Source organism: Nocardia sp. NPDC050413 (assembly GCF_040655475.1).
Taxonomy (GTDB): domain Bacteria; phylum Actinomycetota; class Actinomycetes; order Mycobacteriales; family Mycobacteriaceae; genus Nocardia; species Nocardia coubleae.
This window is the reverse complement of sequence record NZ_JBFAJZ010000004.1, coordinates 350,194-371,173: the sequence shown is the minus strand read 5'-3', so window position 1 is coordinate 371,173 and position 20,980 is coordinate 350,194. Positions and strand designations below refer to the sequence as shown.

The window sequence follows — 20,980 nt, the reverse complement described above, 5'->3', positions numbered from 1 at the left end:
CCATCGGCGACCACGAGGTACCTCAGGTGTCTTCGTGCTGCCCGAAAACGTTCGGACTGCTGTTTTTTCGCGATACGAGGAGGCTCTGGTGCACGGTACGGAGTTGGGTGGGTTCAGCGCGCGACCGCAGGAAGCGGAGGGTGCGTCGGCACCGTTCCCGCTGACCCCCGCTCAGCTGGGGGTCTGGTACGCGCAGCTGCTCGACCCCGACGTGCCGATCACCATCGCCCAGTACGTGGACATCACCGGGGAGCTGGATCCCGATGTGCTGCAAGCGGTTACGGCCGAGGCCGCACACACCTACGGTTCGCCGCTGGTGCGGATCGGTGAGCGCGATGGTGTTCCGTATCAGGTGGTCGACCACTCGCTCCCGATCGAGAGCGAGCTCCCGCTGATCGATCTGCGCCACCACGACGACCCCGTCGCCGCGGCCCAGGAGTGGATGCGCGCGGAATTCGGCGCCCCGCTCGACCTGCTCACCGACCGCCTCGTCGCGGGCGCGGTGCTGCGGGTGGGTGCGGAGCGCTGGTTCTGGTACCTGCGGGGACACCACATCGTGCTCGACGGGTACGGCGCGTTCACGCTGTCGCAGCGCATCGCGGAACTCTACACCGCCCGGATGCTCGACTTCGAGCCGTCGCGGGTGGTGCCGGGTGACCTCGCCGAACTCGTCGAGGGCGAACAGCGCTACCGCGAGAGCACTCGCTTCGCCGCCGATCGTGAGCACTGGGCCGAGCGTATCGCGGGCCTGGACAGCCCGACCGCGCTCGACCCGCGCACCGCGCCGCGCTCGGCGATCAACCTGGTCACCGGCGGACGGCTCACCGACAAACTGGTGGAGCGTCTGGAAACCATTGCCGCCAGCGATGATTCGACACTGTCTGCGGTGCTGCTCGCCGCGTTCGCCGCCTACCTCGGCCGGCTCACCGACCGGCCGCACGCGGTGCTGAGCCTGCCTGTTACGGCCCGGACCACCGCTGTCATGCGGCGCTCGGCCGGCATGCTGTCCAATATCGTTCCGCTGCGCCTGCCGACCGGCGCGGCCGGGGCGAGCACCACCTGGGGCGAGCTGCTGCGCGCGGCCCGGGTGGAGGTGGCCGGTGCGCTGCGCCACCAGCGCTACCGCGCCGAGGACATCCGCCGCGACGCCGAGGACGACGGTCGCCCGGCCCGGCGCGCGCTGTTCGGTCCGCTCGCGAACTTCATGCTGTTCCGCACCAGCCTGCTGCTCGGCAACACCACCGGGCGCTACCGGGTGCTGTCGACGGGGCCGATCGAGGATCTGAGCCTGAATGTGTACTACGGCGATCACGACCGGGTGCATGTCGATTTCGAGGCGAACCCCAACCTCTACGACGCCGATTCGCTGGCCCGGCATCACTGCCGTTTCCTGCGCTTCCTGGAGCGGCTGACCGCGGTCGACCTGGATACTCCGGTCGGCGCCGTCGAGGTGGCCACCGAGCTGGAACTCGAGGTCAGCACCAAGATCTGGAACGCCACCGGCTTCGATGTGACGGCCGTGCTCACCGAGCGCGAAGTGGCGTCGGCGACCCTGCCCGCGATGTTCGAGGCGCAGGTTCTGCGCACGCCCGATTCCGTGGCTGTCCGGATGGCCGGTTCCGGCGAGGCGCTCACCTATCGCGAACTGTCGCAGCGGGCCGCCCGGCTGGCACGACGGCTGCGGGCAGAGGGTATCGGACCGGAATCGCTGGTGGCGCTGAGCATTCGGCGTTCCGCCGACCTGGTGGTCGCCATGTACGCGGTGCTCGCCGCCGGTGCGGCGTACGTGCCGATCGATCCTGACCACCCCGGCTACCGCATTACCCATATTCTCGAAACCGCCTCTCCCGCCGCGATTCTCACCACAACGCGAGAGGAAGTCGTCGCCACCGACGTGCCGGTGCTCGCGGTCGATGACATCGACCTGAGCTGGTACGCCGATGAGCCGCTCACCGATGCGGACCGCACGGCCCCGCTGCGGCCGGAGCATCCGGCCTACGTCATCTTCACCTCCGGCTCCACCGGTCTGCCCAAGGGTGTGGCCGTCGAGCACGCCGCGATCGTGAACCGGCTGGTGTGGATGCAGCACAGCTACCGCCTGCACGGCGTGGACACCGTGCTGCAGAAGACGCCGACGACCTTCGACGTGTCGGTGTGGGAGTTCTTCTGGCCCTTGCAGATCGGTGCCACACTGCTGCTCGCCGAGCCGGACGGGCACCGCGATCCCGCCTACCTGCGTCGGGTGATCGGCGAATACGGCGTCACCGTCGCGCATTTCGTGCCGTCGATGCTCGAGGCCTTCCTCGCCCAGCAGGAGATCGCCGAACGTGGGTCGCTGCGACTGGTTTTCGCCTCGGGTGAGGCGCTGCCCGCCCCGCTGGCGCAGCGGTTGCGGTTGCTCACCGGGGCCCGGCTGCATAATCTCTACGGTCCCACCGAGGCCGCCGTCGACGTCACCTTCCACGAGGTGACCGACGCCGACCGGGTGACGGTGCCGATCGGCGCGCCGGTGTTCAATACCCGGCTCCATGTTCTCGACTCGCGGCTGCGGCCGGTTCCGGTCGGGGCTCCGGGTGAGCTGTATCTGTCGGGGGTACAGCTCGCCCGGGGTTATGTCGGCCGTCCCGAGCTCACCGCGGGCCGGTTCGTCGCCGACCCGGCGGCGGCGGGCGAACGCATGTACCGCACCGGCGACCTCGTGCGCTGGACGACCAACGGTGAACTGGAATACCTGGGCCGCACCGACTTCCAGGTGAAGTTGCGTGGCCTGCGCATCGAACTCGGTGAGATCGAAGCGATCCTCGACGGCGTCGAGGGTGCCGCGCGCGCGGTTGTCGTCGTGCGTGACGACGCGGGTGTCGGCGAACAACTTGTCGCGTATGTGGTGGCCGAGGCCGGTGCGGTCACCGTCGACGCGCTGCGTGAGGCCGCCCTGCGCGCCCTGCCCGCCTACATGGTTCCCGCCGCGTTCGTGCTGCTCGACGAGCTGCCGGTGAACGCCTCGGGCAAGCTCGACCGCAAGGCGCTGCCCGCTCCCGCTCGCACCGTCGTCGCCTACACCGAGCCCGCCGGGCCGATGGAGGAGACGGTGGCGCGGGTCTTCGGTGAGGTGCTCGGCCTCGAGCGGATCGGCCGCGACGACGACTTCTTCGCGCTCGGCGGCAACAGCCTCGTCGCCACCCAGGTCGCGGCGCGCCTCGGCGCCGATCTCGGCTGCGGTCTGACGGTGCGCGACCTGTTCGGCGCCACTACGGTGGCGCGGCTGGCCGCGGTGATCGCCGAGCGCGCCGACGCCGGTGTGAGCGCCCAGCTGCCGGTTCTCGCCGCCCGACCGCGCCCGTCGACGATTCCGCTTTCCCCCGCACAGCAACGCATCTGGTTCCTGAATCGGTTCGACCCGGCCGCGCCCGGCTACAACATGCCCTTCGTGGTGCGTTTGCGCGGCACTGCGGATCTCCCTGCGCTGCTGAGCGCGCTCGAATCCGTGGTCGACCGGCACGAGGCCCTGCGCACCGTCTTCCCGGCTGTCGATACGGCGGGCGAGGTGGCCGAGCAGGTGGTGTGCCCGTCCGGGCTGGTGCGCATCGGTGCGCCGACCGAGGTGAACGCCGCAGATCTGGATGCCGAGCTCACCCGATTCGCCTCCACCGGTTTCGATTTGGAGCGCGAGGCGCCGTTCCGCGCGCAGGTGTTCGTGGTTGCCGACACCGCCGCGCGAGGCGAACCGCACACGGGATCCGACGAACTCGGCGTCGAAGCCCGTCATGAAAACGCGGTCGGCCGCGCTGTCACGGCGGGTGACGGTGAATGCGTGCTCGCCGTCGTGTTGCACCACATCGCGGCGGACGGTGTTTCGCTGCAGGTGCTCGTCCGCGATGTGCTCACCGCCTACCGCGCCGCCACCGACGGCGTCGACCCCGACTGGTCGCCGCTGACCGTGCAGTACGCCGACTACACCCTGTGGCAGCGTGAGCTCCTCGGCGCCGAGAGCGACCCGAACTCGCTCGCGGCACGCGAAATCGCCTTCTGGGAACGCACTCTGGCGGGACTGCCCGACCAGCTCGAGTTGCCGTCGGCGCGGCCGCGTCCGGTGGAACCGAGCATGCGCGGTGCGCGGGTGGAGTTCACCATCGACACCGACCTGCACCGCAGGCTGACCGAACTGGCACAGCAGGCGGGCGCCTCGCTGTTCATGGTGCTGCACACCGCGCTGGCCGTGCTGCTCGCCCGCCTGTCGGGCACCACCGACATCGCCGTCGGCACCGGTGTCGCGGGCCGCGGTGACCGGGCTATCGACGACCTGATCGGCATGTTCGTCAATACGCTCGTGTTGCGCACCGAGGTCGACACGGCCGCGAGTTTCGCGGCCGCCCTCGAGCACACGCGCGAGACCGACCTGGCCGCGTTCGCGCACACCACGGTGCCGTTCGACCGGCTCGTCGATGTGGTGAACCCGGCGCGCTCGCAGTCACGCCACCCGCTGTTCCAGGTGGCTCTGAACTTTCAGGCGGTGCTCGACACCACCTTCGAGTTGGCGGGCTCGCCGGTCACCGTGCACGAGATCGAACTCGACATCACCAAGTTCGATCTGCAGATCACCCTGGCCGAAAAGCGTTCCGCCACTGGCGAGGCCGATGGCATCGAGGCAGTCGCTCTGTACGCCACCGATCTGTTCGACGAAACCGATATCCGTGACCTCGGTGCGCGCTTCGTGCGTTTGCTCGCCGCCGCCTCGGCCGCACCGGAAACCGCCGTGGGCGACCTGCCGCTGCTGTCGGTGGAAGAACAGGCCCGGCTCACCGGCCTGCGTGGCGCACCCGTCACCGCCACCGGTCTGCTGCCCGACCTGCTCGCCGCCGCCGTCGCGGCCGACCCGGAGCGGGAGGCCGTCACCGACGGCGACCGCACCCTCACCTACCGGGAGCTCGAGCGGGCCTCGTCGCGACTGGCCCGGGTGCTCATCGATGCGGGCGTCGAACCGGACGACGTTGTTGCCGTGGGCATTCCGCGTTCCATCGAATCGGTGCTGGCCGTGTGGGCGGTCGCGAAGGCAGGTGCGGCCTGGCTGCCCGTGGACCCGAGCTACCCGCTGGACCGGATCACCCACATGGTCACCGATTCCGGCGCGCGCCTGGGTCTGACCGTCGACGGGTCGGCCGCCGCGCTGCCCGCCTCGATCGAATGGCTGGCCCTCGACGAGCTCAAACTTATGGCCGAATGCGCCTCGCGTTCCAGCGAACCCGTCACCGATCTCGACCGGGTGCGTCCGCTGCGGGCCGAGCACCTCGCCTACGTCATCTACACCTCCGGTTCCACCGGTCTGCCCAAGGGCGTGCTGGTGACCCAGGCCGGGATCGCCGGATTCGCCGCCGAGGAGACCGATCGCATGGTCGGCTCGCCGGACGCGCGGGTGCTGCAGGTGGGTTCACCGTCGTTCGACATCTCGGTGATGGAGTTCCTGCTCGCGGTGAACTCGGCCGCCACCCTGGTGATCGCCGAGCCCGGTCGGCACGTCGGTGACGAACTGGCGCACCTGCTTTCGGAGCAGCGGGTCACACACGCGCTCATGACGCCGTCAGCGCTGGCCGTGCTCGATCCCGCCCGGCTCGAGCACCTGCGCATGGTGATGGTCGGTGGCGAGGCGTGCCCGCCCGAGCTGGTCGCGCGCTGGACCGAGGGTCCGGTGGGCCGCGTGTTCGTCAACGCCTACGGCCCGTCCGAGACCACCGTCGCCACCAACATCAGCGCACCCCTCACCGCCGACACCCCACTCACCCTCGGCACACCGCTGCGTGGCATCGCTCAGTGGGTGCTCGACAGCAGGCTCCGCCCGGTGCCCGCGGGAGTCACCGGTGAGCTGTACGTGGCGGGCGCCCAGCTCGCCCGTGGCTACCGCGACCGCGCCGCCCTCACCGCCACCCGCTTCGTCGCCTGCCCCTGGGAGCAGGGCGCCCGCATGTACCGCACCGGCGACCTGGTCCGCTGGACCCCGGAAGGCACCCTCGTCTACGTCGGCCGCAACGACGACCAGGTGAAACTGCGCGGGTTCCGGATCGAACTCGGCGAAATCGAATCCGCCCTCCTCACCGACCCGGCGATTCGCCAGGCCGTCGTGATGGTCCGCCGCGATGCCCATCGCGGTGACCAGCTCGTCGCCTACCTCGTGCCGGCTACACCGTTGGACAAGGGCTCCGAAGCGTTCCCGGAGAGGATCGCCGAAGCGCTGCGTGGACGGCTGGCGGCGCACATGGTGCCGTCGGCGTTCGTGGTGCTCGATGCGTTGCCGTTGACGCCGAACGGGAAGCTGGATCGGCGGGCGTTGCCGGAGCCGGTATTCGCGGCGAAGGCATTCCACGCTCCCGCGCCTGGCACCGAAACCGTGGTGGCTCAGGTGTTCGGCGACGTGCTCGGCGTGGAGCTGGTCGGCGCGGACGACGACTTCTTCGCTCTCGGTGGCAACTCACTGGTCGCCACGCAGGTCGTGTCCAGGCTCGGCGCCGCGCTCGGTGCCGGTGTGCCGTTGAAGATGCTGTTCGAAGCGCCGAGCGTCAGCGCGCTCGCCGCCCGCCTGGCCGGTTCGGAGCAGACCGTCGCGCTGCCCGCACTCGTCGCGAGTGAACGTCCGCAGCGGATTCCGCTGTCCTACGCGCAGCAGCGGATGTGGTTCCTCAACCAGTTCGACGCGGAGTCGGCGGCCGACAATATCGCCGCCGCCATCCGCCTGACCGGCGATCTCGACCACGCCGCGCTGGCCGCGGCAGTTGACGCGGTGATCGCCCGGCACGAAACTCTGCGCACCCGCTACCCGGCCGTCGACGGTATCCCGTTCCAGCAGGTTCTCGATCGGTTCTCCGTCGCCCTCGAGCCCGAGGACATCGATCCCGCGACGCTCGACGATCGCGTCCGCGCGCTCGCCGCCGTGCCGTTCGCGGTGGATCAGGAGCCGCCGGTCCGCCTGCGCCTGCTGCGCACCGCCGCCGACGAGCACGTCCTGGTGCTCGTGGTGCACCACATCGCCGCCGACGGCTGGTCGGTGGCGCCGCTCACCCACGACGTGATGCTCGCCTACGCGGCCCACCGCGCGGGCACCGCCCCGGAGTGGACCGCGCTGCCCGTGCAGTACGCCGACTTCGCGCTCTGGCAGCGGGATGCGCTGGGCGCCGAGGACGACCCGTCGTCGCCGATGGCCCGTCAGATCGATTTCTGGACAACAGAACTCGCGGACCTGCCCGACCTGCTGACACTTCCCACCGACCGTCCGCGTCCGGCCGTGGCATCGGGTCGCGGAGCCCGCCACGCCTTCTCGATTCCCGCGACGATCACCGACCGCCTGCGCGCGCTGGCGACCGAGTCCCACGCATCGCTGTTCATGGTGTTGCACGCCGCGTTCGCCGCTACTTTGGCGAAACTCTCGGGCCAGCAAGACATTTCGGTCGGCACGCCCGTGGCCGGTCGCGGTGACCAGGCCCTCGACCGGCTCGTCGGGATGTTCGTCAACACGCTCGTGCTGCGCACCCGGGTCCCCTCGGATGCCACCTTCACCGATCTCGTCGGCACCGTCCGCGACGCCGACCTGCGCGCACTCGCCAACGCCGACGTCACCTTCGACCGGCTCGTGGAGGTGGTCGACCCACAACGCTCGACCGCACGCCACCCCCTCTTCCAGGTGATGCTCGACTTCCAGAACACCACCCGGACCGAACTCGAACTCGCGGGCCTCACCGCCACCGAGATCGAGATCGACACCAACACAGCCAAATTCGACCTGCACCTGACGCTGCGCGAAACCTCCGACGGCCTGCTCGCCCGCTTCGAGTACGCCACGGACCTGTTCGACGCGCGGACCGTCACAGATTTCAGCACCCGCCTCCTACGGGTGCTGGATACGGTGAGCGCCGATCCCAACGTCGTGATCGGCGACATCGACCTGCTCGGCGCCGCGGAGCGCACCCTGCTGCTCGAAACCTGGAACGACACCGCGTTCCCGGTGATCGAGGGGGCGAACCTGGTCTCGCTGTTCGAGGCGCAGGCCGCCCGGACGCCGGGTGCGACCGCGGTGACATTCGAGGGTCGGTCCCTCACCTATGCCGAATTCGGGGAGCGGGTGAATTGCCTCGCCCGCCTGCTCATCTCGATCGGCGTACGCCCCGACCGCACGGTTGCCCTCGGGCTGCGCCGCGGTACCGACCTGGTGGTCGCCATGTACGCGGTGCTCACCGCAGGCGGGGCGTACGTGCCGCTCGACCCCGACCACCCCGCCGAGCGCATCGCGCAGGTGCTCGACGCCGCCGACCCGGTGTGCGTGCTCACCCGCGAGGCGGACGGTCTCGATCTGGCCAGTGCCGAGCGCGCTGTCGTCCTCGACCTGGATCAGGTCGACACCACCGACTACCCGGCCGCCCCGGTCACCGACGACGACCGCCTCGCCACCCTCACCCCGGACAATGCCGCCTACTTGATCTTCACCTCCGGCTCCACCGGCAAGCCCAAGGGGGTTGTCGTCTCGCACGCCGCGATCGTCAACCGGCTGATCTGGATGCAGGACGCCTACCGCCTCACCCCCGCCGACACCGTCCTGCAGAAGACACCCGCCACCTTCGACGTCTCGGTGTGGGAGTTCTTCTGGCCGCTGCAGATCGGCGCCCGTCTCCTCCTCGCTGCCCCCGACGGCCACCGCGACCCGGCCTACCTCGCCGATCTCATCGACCGCGAAGCCGTCACCGTCGCCCACTTCGTCCCCTCGATGCTCACGGTGTTCGTCGGCGCGCTGGGTGCCGACATCGCTCCGACGGCCGGGCAACTCACCACTCCCCGGTGCGCGTCGCTGCGGCTGGTCTTCGCCTCGGGCGAGGCGCTGCCGCCGACGCCCGCCCAGGCCATGCGCGAGCTCACCGGTACAGCTGTGCACAACTTGTACGGCCCGACGGAAGCCGCCGTCGACGTGACCTACCACGAGGTCGTCGACGCCGACGAGGTCACCGTCCCGATCGGCGCCCCGGTCCACAACACCCAGGTCTACATCCTCGACGCCCGCCTGCGCCCGGTCCCGCCCGGTGTCCCCGGCGAGCTCTACCTGGCAGGCATTCAGCTGGCCCGTGGCTACGCGGGTCGCCCCGACCTCACCGCCGACCGCTTCGTCGCCAACCCGTTCACCCCCGGCGAGCGCATGTACCGCACCGGCGATCTGGTGAGCTGGACGGTCCTCGCAGAGGATGACCCGGCAGTGAGTGTGTCGCACATCGACGCCCGCACGAGTGGTGCTGATTCCTCGGCCGACACCGATACCCTCGCCGGAGAAGACGTGGCCGGTGCGCCGGTGCGCTTCGCACGTGGCGAGCTGAAGTACCTGGGCCGCACCGATTTCCAGGTCAAGCTGCGTGGACTCCGGATCGAGCTCGGTGAGATCGAAGCAGCGCTGTCGAGGGTGCCCCAGGTTGCCCAGGCTGCGGTTCTGGTCCGCGACGACGTGCTGGTCGGCTATCTCGTCGGCGCCCCGGATCTCGAGGTCGTCGAGTCGACGCTGGCTCGCACCCTCCCGGCCTACATGGTCCCGTCGGCATTCGTGGTGCTCGACGAATTCCCACTGAACGCTTCCGGCAAGCTCGACCGGAAGGCACTGCCCGCACCGGTTTTCGAGGCCGCGGCTTTCCGTGCGCCGTCGACCGAGGTGGAGCGGATCGTCGCCGCCACCTTCGCCGCCGTGCTCGGCTTCCCGGCCGATCGGCAGGTCGGTCTCGACGACGACTTCTTCGCCCTCGGCGGCAACTCGCTCACCGCCACCCAGGTCGTGGCCCGGCTCGGTGCCGCCCTCGACACCCAGGTCCCCGTGCGTCTGCTCTTCGACGCGCCGACCGTCCACACACTGGCCGAACGATGCGCGGCGCTGCGCGGCACCGGCGGTCGGGTGGCGCTCACGACTCGTGCACGCCCGCAGCACATTCCGCTTTCGCCGGCGCAGCGGCGCATGTGGTTCCTCAATCGCTTCCTCGCCGACGCCGACGGTCCCGGCGACGCCGTCGACAACATCCCGGTTGCCCTGCGCCTCACCGGCAACCTCGATATCGCCGCGCTAGAGGCGGCCCTCGCCGATGTGATCGACCGGCACGAAACCCTGCGAACCAGCTACCCCGAAGGCCCTGACGGTGCCGAGCAGCGGATCGCCGGTCCCGCCCCGCTCGCGCTGACACCCGAGCCGGTCACCGAGCAGGAACTGCCCGCCCGACTGCTGGCATGCGCCGCGGTGCGCTTCGACCTGACCACCGAGATCCCGTTCCGCGCAACACTGTTCGCGACGGACAACGCGCACGTCCTCGTCCTCGTCGTTCACCACATCGCCGCCGACGGTTTCTCCCTCGGCCCGCTGGCCACCGACCTGATGACCGCCTACGCCGCCCGCCGCGACGGCATCGCCCCCACCTGGTCGCCACTGCCGGTCCAGTACGCCGACTACGCCCTCTGGCAGGACGAGGCCCTCGGCGACCCCGCCCACCCCGGCTCGCTCTCCCACACCCAACTCGCCTTCTGGCAGCGCACCCTCGCCGGTCTGCCCGAACAGCTGGAACTGCCGACCGACCGGCCACGTCCGGCCGATTCGAGCTTCCGCGGCGGTGTGCACCGGTTCCAGATCGACTCCGATCTCCACAGTGAGCTGCGGGAACTGGCCCGCAAGCACGAGGCGACCCTGTTCAGCACCGTGCACGCGGCGCTGGCCGTGCTGCTGGCGCGGCTGTCGGGCAGCGGTGACATCGCCATCGGCACCCCGGTCGCCGGTCGCGGTGAGGCCGCCATCGACGGCCTGATCGGCATGTTCGTCAACACCCTCGTCCTGCGCACCCAGGTCGACCCGCGCGCCGAGTTCGAAACCACCCTCGATGCCGTGCGCGCGGGCGACCTCGACGCCCTCTCCCACGCCGACGTCCCCTTCGAGCAGGTCGTCGAGGCCGTCGACCCGGCACGGGCCCGCAACCGGCACCCGCTGTTCCAGGTGGCTCTCGTCCTGCAGAACTTCACCGTTCCCGCACTCGACGCGGCCGGATTGCACGCGGCCCCCGTCGATTTCGACGCCGCCGTCGCGAAGTTCGACCTGCAGTTCACCCTGCGCGAATCCGACGACATCGATGGACGCGCCGACGGCATGTCGATCGAAATCGCCTACGCCACCGACTTGTTCGACGAATCCAGCGTGGCCGTCCTCGCTCGCCGCTTCACCCAGGTGCTGGCCGCTGTCGTCGCGGACCCGACCGTCGTCGTCGGCGACATCCAGTTGCTCAGCGCCGAGGAACAGCAGCGCACCCTGTACGACTGGGCGAGCGTCGAGGCCGCGGTGGCCGACACCGGCGACACCATGGTCGACCGGTTCGCCCGCGCCGCCCTCATCGATCCGCAGGCCGTCGCGGTGAAGGCGGGGGAACGGCAGCTCACCTATGCCGAGCTCGATGCCTGGTCCAGCCGCCTCGCCCGGCGGCTCATCGCGGCAGGTGTCGGCCCGGAAACGCTGGTGGCCGTCGCTCTTCCGCGCACTGTCGAACTCACCGTCGCGCTGCTCGCGGTGCTGAAGGCCGGTGGCGGTTACCTGCCGATCGACCCGAACTATCCCGCCGACCGCATCGAGTACGTCCTCGACGACGCCCGCCCGCTGTGCGCCGTCGCCAACGCGGAGACCGGTCTGCCGCGCGACTGGTTCGGCGGGCCGGTGATCGACCCGAACTGCGGCAACCTGGCCGACTTCGGTGCCGAACCGCTCACCGACGCCGACCGCCGCGCCACGCTCGCACCCGCGCACACGGCCTACGTCATCTACACCTCCGGTTCCACCGGACGCCCCAAGGGTGTGCAGGTACCGCACGCGAACGTGCTTGCGCTGCTGGACAATACGGCCGCAAAGTTCGCGTTCGGTCCGTCGGATGTGTGGACGATGTTCCACTCCTACGCCTTCGACTTCTCGGTCTGGGAACTGTGGGGCGCCCTGCTGCACGGCGGCTCGATCGTCCTCGTCGACTACTACACCTCCCGCTCACCAGAGCAGTTCCGCGAACTCCTGATCCGCGAACAGGTCACCGTCCTCAACCAGACCCCGTCCGCCTTCTATCAGCTCATCGCCGCCGATCTGGACGCCCCAGCCATCGCCGCCGAGGGTGCTCTCGCCGATTTCGCGCTACGCGCGGTGATTTTCGGCGGTGAAGCGCTGGAACCGCAGCGACTGGATGCTTGGTTCGCCCGCCATCCGCACGCGCCTCGACTGGTGAATATGTACGGCATCACCGAGACCACCGTGCATGTGTCCTACCGCGAGATCACCCCGGACACCGGCTCGGCCAGCGTGATCGGCGGCGCCATCGCCGGACTCACCGTGCGCGTCCTCGATTCGCGGCTGCGTCCCGTTCCGGCGGGCGTGCCCGGTGAAATCTACGTGTCCGGCCCACAGTTGGCGCGCGGCTACCTGAACCGTGCCGGCCTGACCGCGAGCCGCTTCGTCGCCGACCCGTACGGTCCGCCCGGTTCGCTCGCCTACCGTTCCGGCGACCTGGCCCGCTGGAAGGCGACCGGCGACGGCGCCGACCTGGAGTACCTCGGTCGTGCCGACCAGCAGGTGAGCCTGCGCGGGTTCCGGGTGGAACTCGGTGAGATCGAGGCGGCGTTGCTGAACAGCTCGGCGGCGCCCCGCGAAGTCGCGGTGCTGGTGCGCACGGACATCGTCGACGAGCCGAGGATCGTGGCCTACCTCGTGCCGGGCACCGCGCACATCGATGCCTCGGCGCTGCGCCAGGAACTGTCGCGCACACTGCCCGAGCACATGCTTCCGGCCGCGGTCGTGCCCGTCGAGCGGATTCCGCTGACGGTCAACGGCAAGCTCGACCGGGCCGCGCTGCCCGCGCCGGTCTTCGAGACCACCGTGTACCGCAAGCCCGCCACCGTCACCGAGGAGATCGTGGCCGCGGTCTACGCCGAGGTGCTCGGCGCCGGTGACCAGCAGGTCGGCGCCGACGACGACTTCTTCGCCCTCGGCGGCAGCTCCCTGCTGGCCGCCAAGGCCGTGGCCCGCATCGGCGCGGCACTCGACCGCAGGGTCGGGGTGCGCACCCTGTTCGAGGCGCCGCGCGTCGGCGACCTGGCCGCCGCCGTGGATGCCCAGGCGAAGGTGGACCGTCCCGCCCTGGTCGGCCGGGCACGCCCCGACCGCCTGCCGCTCTCGCCCGCCCAGCAGCGCATGTGGTTCCTCAACCGCTTCGACCGCACCTCGGTGGCCTACAACATCCCGTTCGCCCTCCGCCTCACCGGCGACCTGAACATTCCCGCCCTCCGAGCGGCCGTTGCCGATCTGATCGCCCGGCACGAATCCCTGCGCACCATCTACCCCGAGGTCGACGGCACCCCCATTCAGTCCATCGTCCCCGCCGCGCAAGCGATCACCCCCGCCGACGGGCTCCCAACCGCCGGGCCGATCGAAGTGGTAGGGACCCGCGTTGCCCCGGCGGCCGATCACGTCGCAGCCGCGACCGTCGATTCGGCTCCTGCGCGGGCCGGAGCCATCCCGGCGCTGGTCGCGGTGGAGATCACCGATGAGTCTCTGCCGCAGGCTGTTCGGGAGCTGGCCGAAACCACCTTCGATGTCACCGCCGAAATCCCGGTCCGCCTGCGGCTCTTCCGCCTCGGCGAGTCCGAGTTCGTGCTGGCGGCGGTCCTGCATCACATCACCGCCGACGGTTCGTCGATCGCACCGTTCGTCGCTGACCTGATGCGCGCCTACACCGCCCGCCTCGCCGACACCGCGCCCGGCTGGACACCGCCCGCCGTCCAGTTCGCCGACTACGCCCTCTGGCAGCGCGAACTCCTCGGCGACGACAGCGACCCCGAATCGGTTGCCGCCCAGCAACTCGCCTTCTGGCAGCGACAGCTCGCGAGCCTTCCGGATCAGCTGGCGCTGCCGACCGATCGTCCGCGCCCGGCCCGGCAGAGCCTGCGCGGCGACAAGGTGGCCTTCACCGTCGACGCCGACCTGCACGCCGGGCTCGCCGCGCTCGGCCGCACGCACGGCGCCACCCTGTTCATGGTGGTGCACGCGGCCTTCGCCGCCCTGCTCGCGCGGCTCTCCGGCACCGGCGACATCGCCGTCGGCACCCCGACCGCCGGTCGCGGTGAGACCGAACTCGACGAGGTCATCGGCATGTTCGTCAACACCCTGGTGTTGCGCACCCCGGTGACGCCCGCGGCGCCGTTCACCGAGCTGCTGACCGCGGCCCGCGCCGCCGACATCGCCGCCTTCGCCCACGCCGATGTGCCGTTCGAACGGCTGGTCGAGGTGCTCAACCCGGCCCGCTCCACCGCCCGGCACCCGCTGTTCCAGGTCGGCTACTCCTTCCAGAACCACGATCGCGGAAACCTGGAGTTGCCCGGCCTCACTGTGACCGACATCGAATTCGATTCCGGCGTCGCACAATTCGATCTGCACCTGTTCGCCCTGGACAACTACACCGCCGACGGGTCACCCGCGGGCATCGACATGGTGCTCGGCTACGCGACCGACCTGTTCGACGACACCACCGCCGAGCGGTTCGCCCGGTCGCTGCACCGCATCCTCGAAGCCGTCACCGCCGCACCGGAAACCCGCGTCGGCGACCTCGACCTGCTCGGCGCCGACCGCGCTCGTGTGCTCGAGACATGGAACGCCACCGCCCACCCGGTCGCCCCGGCCACGCTGGCCGACATCGGCGCCCGGCAAGCGGAGCGGACCCCGGACGCGACCGCCCTGATCGACGCCGATACCGGGGAATCCCTGGACTACCGCACCTTCGACGCCCGGGTGAACCGCATCGCCCGCCTGCTCATCGCGGAAGGCGTCGGCCCGGAACGCACCGTGGTGCTCGCCATGCGCCGAGGGCTCGACCTGGTGATCGCCATGCATGCGGTGGTCCGTGCCGGTGGCGCGTACGTGCCGATCGACCCCGACCACCCGGCCGACCGCATCGCCTACATCATCGAGACCGCCGCACCGATGTGTGTGCTCACCACCGTCGCGGACGGTGTGCCCGTCGCGGTGAACGTGCCCGTCTTCGAGCTGGATCATCGTGCGCTGGAGGAGGTGTCGAACGAGCCGCTGACCGATGCCGAGCGCATCACCCGGCTGCGCCCGGAGCACCCCGCGTACGTCATCTTCACCTCCGGCTCCACCGGCCTGCCCAAGGGTGTCACCGTCCCGCACGCGGCCGTCGTCAACCAGCTGGCCTGGCTGCACGACCGTTTCACCATGACCGGCACCGACCGTGTCCTGCTGAAGACACCGGCCACCTTCGACCTGTCGGTCTGGGAATTCTGGTCCCCCCTCACCAGCGGTGGCGCACTGATCGTCACCCGCCCAGGCGACGAACGAGAACCAGATCGTTTGCGCGACACCATGACCCGCTACGGCGTCACGGTGCTACACGCCGTCCCATCACTGATCGGCATGCTCCTCGCCAGTGCCGATGTCGACGTCCCGACCGCAACGACCCTGCCTCTGTCGCTGCGCGCGGTCCTCGCCATCGGTGAAGCGCTGCCGGCCGCGACCGCCACCCAGTTCCTGGCGTCCGGCACCTCGGCTCGCCTGCACAATCTGTATGGCCCCACTGAGGCCGCTGTGTCGATTACGGAGTACGAAGTCGCGCAGCACCCTTCGCATGTGGTTCCGATCGGTTCGCCCGAGTGGAACAGCGCGGTGTACGTGCTGGATACCCGACTCAACCCCGTGCCGATTGGGGTGGCGGGCGAACTGTATCTGGCCGGCGCGCAGTTGGCTCGTGGCTACCACGGCCGCTACGCCCTGACCGCCGATCGCTTCGTCGCCAATCCTTTCGAGCGGGCCGGGACGCGCATGTACCGCACCGGCGACATCGTCCGCTGGCGTGATGACGGCACCCTCGAATACCTGGAACGCGCCGACTTCCAGGTCAAGATCGGTGGCTTCCGGATCGAGCTCGGTGAGGTCGAAACAGCACTGCTGCGCTGCACCGACGTGCGTGCGGCGGTCGCGATCGCCAAGGACGACGACCGTGCGGGCACCCGCCTGATCGCCTACGCGGCGGTCGCCGACCTGACACCCGGTGGCGAGCAGACCATCGCGTCGCGCCTGCGTGGCGAACTCGCGGGCCACCTGCCCGCCTATATGGTCCCCGCCACCGTGGTGGTGCTCGACAGCCTGCCGCTCAATGCCAACGGCAAGGTCGACCGAGCCCGGCTGCCCGAACCGGCTTTCACCGAGGCGGCCTTCCGCGCACCGGTCACCGCGCTGGAACAGCTCGTCGCACAGGTCTTCACCGAGGTGATCGCCTGCCCGAGCGCCGGTCTGGACGACGACTTCTTCGCCCTCGGCGGCAACTCGCTGATGGCGACCCGGCTCGCCGCCCGGCTCGGTGCGGCACTCGGCGCCCAGGTGCCGGTCGCGGCCGTTTTCGAGGCACCGACCGTCGCCGCCCTAGCCGAGCGGCTCTCCGCCGCCGAGCGTACGGGCGCACGCCCGCCGCTCACCCGGCGCACCGAGTACGGACCCGCCGTACTCGCACCCGCGCAGCAGCGCATGTGGGTGCTGCACCAGCTGTCCCCGCAGTCCTCGGCATACCACATCCCCGCCGCCATCCGCCTCACCGGCGAACTCGACTTGGCCGCTCTGCAGGCCGCGATCGCCGACCTGCTCGCCCGCCACGAGAGCCTGCGCACCCGGTACCCGGACACCCCGGACGGACCGGTGCAACAGGTACTGCCCGCGTGGTCGACGTCGGTAGACCTGACGCCCATCCCGGTCGCCGCCGAAGACGTCGAGGCCCGGATCGCCGCCCTGGTCGCCCAGCCGTTCGACATCACCGCCGCACCGCCGGTTCGCGTAGCGCTCTACAGACTTGGCGAGAACGAGCACGTCCTGGTCGTCGTCGTCCACCACATCAGTGGCGACGGTTACTCGATCGCACCGCTGACCCGGGACCTGGTGCGCGCTTACGTCGATCGCGCACAGGGCAACGAACCAGGCTGGGCGCCACTGGAAATCCAGTACAGCGACTTCAGCGTCTGGCAGCGCACCGTGCTCGGTGACGAGCACGACCCGGACAGCGTGCTGTCCCAGCAGCTGCGGTACTGGTCGCAGGAGCTCGCGGGCGCACCGGAACTTCTGTCGCTCCCGACCGACCGCCCCAGATCGACACGGCGCGAGATGCACGGCGCCGCTTGCGAATTCGCGGTCGATTCAGCGCTGACCCGACGCCTGGACGAGGTGGCGCGCAGCAACAACACCACCTTGTTCACCGTCGTCCACAGCGCCCTCGCCGTGCTGCTCGCCAAGCAGTCGGGCAGCAGCGATATCACCGTCGGTGCCCCCGTCGCCGGTCGCGGCGCGCGCGAACTCGACGATCTCGTCGGCATGTTCGTCAACACCGTCGTGCTGCGCACCGAGGTCGACTCCCGTGCCCCGTTCACCGACCTGCTCGCCCAGGCCCGCCGCCGCGACCTGGCCGCCATCGCGCATGCCGATGTCCCGTTCGAGCAGGTGGTCGACGCGCTCGGGCGCACCAGATCGGGCGCCTACACGCCGCTGTTCCAGGTGATGCTCACCTTCCAGAACATGCCACCGGGCAGCATCGACCTACCCGGCCTACGCGTGCAGCCGCTCGATCCGGGCCTGACCGAAGCCAAGTTCGACCTGCACCTGACCGCCGTGCAGCGCTACGACGCCGACGGCGAACTCGACGGCATCGACATGCATTTCGGTTACGCCACAGACCTTTTCGACGACAAGACCATCCGGGTGCTCACCGAGCGATTCCGCAAGGTGCTCGCCGCCGTCGCCGCCGATCCCGCCGTGGTGGTTCGGGCCATCGACGTGCGCACCGACGCCGAGCAGGCACCCACCGCACCGACCACCGCCGACCTGCCGAGCCTGATCGGCTCGGCGGCCCGTGTGGCGCCGGCGACCGTGGCATTCGTCCACGGCGAGCACGCCATCTCCTTCGCCGAGCTCGACGCCAAGCTCACCGCCGTGAGCCGGTCTATGGGCGCGAAGATGAAACCCGAAGCGCTGATCAACGTCGCGCTGGCCGGGCTGGTGCCCGGTGTGCTCGGCGCCCTCGGCGCGGCGGGTCTAGCCACCACTTTGCACACACTGGTGACCGATGCCGCCGCGGTGATCGCCGGGGCGGGGTCGGCTGACGACTCGGAAGGACAACTCTGATGTCGCACACGAATTCGGTCACGGCCGCCGTCCCGTTCGACACGCTGGGGCGTGAGCTCCCGAACGAAGACGGGCGTGACCCGGCGACCCTGCTCGCCGCATTCATCGACCAGGTCGCCGACGACCCCGATGCGCTCGCTGTCGTCGACGGCGAACGCGCCCTCACCTACGCCGAGGTCGCCGACCGCGCCGAGGAGCTGGCGGCGGTGCTGGTGGAACGCGATGCCGGTCCCGAGACCACGGTCGCGGTGTGCCTGCCACGTTCCGCCGAACTGGTGGTGGCGGTGCACGCCGTGATCGCCTCGGGGGCGGCCTTCGTTCTGCTCGATCCCGACGCATCCGCCGACCTGCGGGCCCGCACCCTTGCGCTGGCGGCGCCCACCCTGCTGCTCACCGGGACCGTTCCCACGTCCGCCGACCCGGGTCTCGACACCGAATCGACCACCGAAGACGGTGCCGAACAGACGATTTCGGTTCAGGTGCTGACCGGCGCCGACAACCCTCCCGCTGAAGGTTCGCGTGCCCTTCCGGGCCCGGGTGCCGACAATCCCGCCTACCTCGTCGTCGACCCCACCGCCTCGACCGCCGTCGTCATCGGACACCGTGCGGCACACGCCAATTCGGTCTGGCGGTACCGCATGTGCGGCATCGGGGCTGGCGATTCCGTGCTGTGGCACGCACCGCTGGGCTCCCAGGCCGCGATCGGTGAACTCCTGCTCGCCCTGCAATCGGGCGCGGCACTCGTACTGCCGGTCGGCGACAACCTCGCCGAGGCTATCGCCGAAACCCGCGTGACCACAGCCGCATTCGACCCGGTCCAGCTCGCGGAACTGACCGAGCTACCCGACGCCGAGGAACTGCTCGACTCGCTACGCGTGGTACTGGCCCGAGGTGCGACCCTCCCGGCGAGAACCGCCGCGGCCCTGCGTTCGGTGAGTGGCGCCACCCTGTGGCAGGTGTACGGCAGACCGGAAACCGCGGGCGAGGTCGTCGCCCACGAGGTGACCGGCGCCGACCTCGAAGTGGTGCCACTCGGGTGCGCCGCCGACGACGTGGAACTGCTCGTTCTCGACGAACACCTCGAGCCCGTCGCCGACGGTGAAGTGGGCGAACTGTACATCTCCGGCGTGCAATTGGCGCGCGGCTACCTCGGCAGACAGGCGACCGCCGCCACCTTCCTCGCCAATCCCATCGGACCCGTCGACGACCGCATGTTCGCCACCGGCGACCTGGTGCGCCGCAGGCCACCGGGGGAGGGGTGGGCTGCCGAACTCGAATACGTCGGGCGGGTGGACGATCGCGCCGACCGGTACGCGGTCGTCCCGGCACGCGGCGGGCTACCCGGTGAACTCCTGCTCGACGAGTTCGAAGCCCAGGCCGCCGCGACGCCTTTCGATCCGGCCGTCGTCCACGCGGCGGGTTCCGGTTCGATCATCACCTACGGTGACCTCGACCGGCGGACCAATCAGCTCGCCCGGCACCTGACCGCGCTCGGCATCGGGCCGGAATGCCCGGTGCTGGTGGATATTCCGTGCTCGATCGAGCTGGTCGTCGGCGTGTACGCCGTGCTGAAGGCGGGTGGCGCGGTGGTGCCGGTCGAGGCCGGGGTGCTGCCGCCGGTCGTCGGTCCCGCGTTGATCGTCACCGTGGCCGGGCGTGAACACACTGCGGTGTACGACATTCCGCGGGTGGTGATCGACGACGTGACGTTGTCGGACTACTCCGACGAACCCATCACGCCCGCTGAGCGGCGCGCGCCCGTACTCCCGCAGCATCCGGCCTTCGTGCTGTACCCGCGCGGCGCCGGGCAGGGCGTCACCGTGAGCCACGCCGCGGCGGTGCACCGGATCACCGCCATGCAGAGCAGGCACGGGCTCACCGGCCGCGACGTGTACCTGCACCAGGCCACCGAATGGCACGGATATGTGCTGCCGTTGCGGGTCGGCGCCACCGTTGTCCTCACCGAACCTCCTGATCCGGCCCGGTTAACCGACCTGATCGCCACCTACGGCATCACCGCCGCCGACTTCACCCCGCAGCGGCTCACCGAGTTCACCGAGCACCTCACCGGCGTCGCCGACGGCGTGCCGACCCTGCGCAGCGCCGTCGTTCTCGGCGCCCCGCTCTCCGCCGCGCAGATCCGCGACTTCGCCGCCGTCTCCGCCGCGCACCTGCACCACGACTACGGTCGCGCCGAAGCGACCGTCACGCTCACCTACCCCGAAGGACCCCGCGCCGACTCGGGTGAACCCCCGCCGGTCCGGGTGCGGGAATGGAACCGCCGCGTCTACGTGCTCGATGCGCGACTGCGCCCGACCAGTCCGGGCGTCGCGGGTGAGCTGTATCTGTCGGGTGCGCAACTGGCCCGCGGCTACCGCGACGACCCGACCGTCACCGCCGAACGCTTCGTCGCCAACCCCTTCGGCATTCCCGGCGAACGGATGTTCCGCACCGGCGAACGAGCCCGCTGGGAAATCGACGGAACCACCGCCGCTCTGGTCCGCCTCGGCACTACCAACCCCACCAGGAAGGCACTCCCATGACCAACCCGTTCGACGACGACAACGCCCAGTTCTACGTCCTCGTGAACTCCGAAGGCGAACACTCCCTCTGGCCCACCTTCGCCGCCGTCCCCGGCGGCTGGACGGTAGCCTTCGGCGCCGCCCCCCGCACCTCGTGCCTGCACTACGTCGAATCCCACTGGCTCGACATGCGCCCCAACTCCCTCATCGCCGCCATGGCCAACGACCCCCGCCCCGAGTAGGCCCGTCTCCGTCCCAGGCACGGCTT

The 20,980-nt window shown here is 70.1% G+C and carries 3 protein-coding genes; all 3 read left to right on the top strand.

Annotated features, from left to right (window positions below; all coding sequences use genetic code 11):
- Nucleotides 1-88: 88 nt before the first annotated feature.
- Genes AB0I19_RS13795 through AB0I19_RS13785 form a run of 3 tightly spaced genes read left to right on the top strand, consistent with a single transcriptional unit; the run spans nt 89 to nt 20,954 of the window.
- Nucleotides 89-18,190: a non-ribosomal peptide synthase/polyketide synthase gene (locus tag AB0I19_RS13795; RefSeq protein WP_357148349.1), complete on the top strand. Its 18,102-nt coding sequence runs from the start codon at nt 89-91 to the stop codon at nt 18,188-18,190.
- Nucleotides 18,190-20,733 carry an AMP-binding protein gene (locus AB0I19_RS13790; protein WP_357148346.1) on the top strand — a complete coding sequence of 848 codons (2,544 nt, stop codon included), beginning with the start codon at nt 18,190-18,192 and terminating at the stop codon, nt 20,731-20,733. The genes AB0I19_RS13795 and AB0I19_RS13790 overlap by 1 nt, the downstream gene beginning before the upstream one ends.
- Complete coding sequence (locus tag AB0I19_RS13785) at nt 20,730-20,954, top strand: MbtH family protein (RefSeq protein ID WP_067485237.1); 225 nt, start codon at nt 20,730-20,732, stop codon at nt 20,952-20,954. The genes AB0I19_RS13790 and AB0I19_RS13785 overlap by 4 nt, the downstream gene beginning before the upstream one ends.
- Nucleotides 20,955-20,980 lie beyond the last annotated feature (26 nt).